General features: G+C 74.5%; 1 protein-coding gene. It reads right to left on the bottom strand.

The annotated features are described in order from the left end of the window. Nucleotides 1–198: 198 nt before the first annotated feature. Nucleotides 199–2,349: molybdopterin-binding protein (locus tag KN815_RS37675; RefSeq protein ID WP_216346335.1), on the bottom strand; the 2,151-nt coding region annotated here is incomplete at its 5' end.

Genomic DNA, 2,349 nt, shown 5'->3' with positions numbered 1-2,349 from the left:
CAAAGCCCCGATCCGGGGCCTGGGGCAAAGCCCCGATCCGGGGCCTGGGGCAAAGCCCCGATCCGGGGCCTGGGGCAAAGCCCCGATCCGGGGCCTGGGGCAAAGCCCCGATCCGGGGCCTGGGGCGCAGCCCCAGTTTCGGGAAGGGGCGGGGAGGGGAACGGCGCGCCGCAGGCGTCACGACCCGCCGGACACGGGCTAACCGCGGGCCGCGGCCACCGTGAACGCGCTCTTCACCGTCTGCGTCACCGTGTTGCCCCCCGAGTCGGTCCCGGTGACGCGCAGGGAGGCATCCCGGCCCGCCGCCTCGTCCGGAGTGGTCCAGTCCGCGCGGAACCGGCCCTTGCCGAGCGCGGTGGTGGCCGCCGCCGTCCACCGTTCGCCGCCGTCGAAGGACACCTCGACCCTCGCCTTGGTGACCGCCGGCGGGGCCACCACGCCCGGCACATGCCCGAAGCCGACGACGAGATGGCCGTCACCGGCCGGGCTCGTGCCGTCCAGCCCGGCGTCGAGCCGGTAGTGCGGGACGACGACCGGCAGCGCCGAGCAATCCCCGGGGCCGTCGTACTCGCCCGCCTCCGACACACACGTCCAGTTGTCCGGCACGGTCTGGCCACCCGAGTGCCCCGAGGCGAAGCTCCACTCGGTGTGCGTGGTCAGCGACTGGCGGAAGTCGCCGTTCGTCCTGGTCTGGTCGTACACCACCGTGTACGGGGCCTGCTTGGGCGGGACGGTCAGGATGCCGCCGGGGACGCCGTCGCCCTCGTACAGGGTCGTGTCACCGGAGACCACCGCGAAGTGCGAGGAGGTGATGTCGGACGGGACCGCGAGGACGTGGTGTCCGGCGGAGTCCATGACCGTGGCCGAGGCCAGGGAGAAGGTGAGGGCGTCGCCCTTGCGGCAGGCCGCGCAGTACCACGTCTCGTCCGCGGCGGCGCCCCGCGCGGGCTCGGTGAAACCTGGCACCAGCGGGCCGCGCAGCCAGTCGACGGTGGTGGTCCGGCCGGGCACGAGGGGCTGCTGCCGGGACACGAAGCGCCGCTCCCCGGCCTTGAGCCAGTCCGCGTAGGAGGCACCGGCGGAGCCGCCGACGTATTCGGTCCGCCGCGCCGGAGCCTTGAAGGGCTCGGACAGCGCCTCGCCGCTCGTCTCGTACGGCAGGTACATCAGCCGCGCCACCTCTTCGGCCCGGCCCGGCGTATCGCTGTGGTAATTGGTGCGCACCGTGGCCAGTTGCCGTCCGGTGACCTTGTAGTGCTGGTTCTTGGCGATCGTGCCGGCGGGGTTGGCCAGCTTGAGGTCGTAGGAGTAGGGCGTGGCCGCGTCCGCGGGCGCCTTGCGGTGGGTGTACACATCGAAGCGCAGGTCGCCGGTGGTGACGGGGCGGCCGGAGGGCTGCACCTGGACGGGCGGACCGCCGGAAACGCCGACGCCGCCGCCCACCGCCACCGCGCCCTTCGCGTCCTGGCGCAGGTAGCGGAGGATGAGCTGGTGTTCCTCCGCGGGCCTCGGGGTCGAGAAGGTGACCCGCTCGGTCGCCTTGCGCAGGTCGAGCACGGCCTCGGTGCCGGTGCCGCCGTCGGGGACGGTGAACTCGGCGGTGGCCATGCGCACACCGGCCGGCTCACCGGCGCTGTCGAAGGCCGGGGCGGACACCATGGCGGTGTAGTGGCCCGCGGGGACCTCGACCCGCGCCGCGCCGTCCACGGCATCGAGGAACGGCTCCTGGTAGCGGGCGGCGTCGTCGGCGTTGGCCAGGGCGAACGATGTGGTGCCCGGGAGCGGCTTGCCGTCCGTACCGAGCACGGTGACCTTCACCGGGTGGTCCGCGTGGCCCGCCCGCGCGGACGGGCGCGGGGTGTCCCGTACGCCGTCGGTGGCGACCGCCGGTGCGACCGAGGTGACGCCGCCGAACAGCGGGCCCTCCCCCACGGACCCCTTCGCCGCCTCGGCGCCGATCTGCTTGGCCAGTGCCGCGCCGAAGGCGGGGCCCGAGGGCGGTGCCGTGGCGCCCGCGGTGGCCCGGGCCCGTACCGGGGTGGTGGTGACACCGGCCTCGGCGAGGGCGGAGACGTTGAACAGCGCGGGGTCCAGGGTGCGGCCCAGGTATGGCAGGGCGGTCAGCGGAATGACGAAGACATCGTTGTCCAACCGCCGGGTGACATAGTCCGCTTCGGCACCCGGCCGCGGCGCCACGACGACGCTCCCGTCCGCGCGGAGCGTGACGCGCTCGCCGGTGACCAGGGTGACGGTGTGGGCTGTCGTCTCGGCTGAGACCGGCACGGTGGACGCGGCCGTGGCGGAGACCGGCGCCGGGGCGGCCGTGGCGGCGCCTCGCACCGGGGCGGG

This window comes from Streptomyces niphimycinicus, from assembly GCF_018883605.1.
Classification (GTDB): Bacteria; Actinomycetota; Actinomycetes; order Streptomycetales; family Streptomycetaceae; genus Streptomyces; species Streptomyces niphimycinicus.
This window is presented reverse-complemented; position numbering and strand designations above follow the sequence as displayed.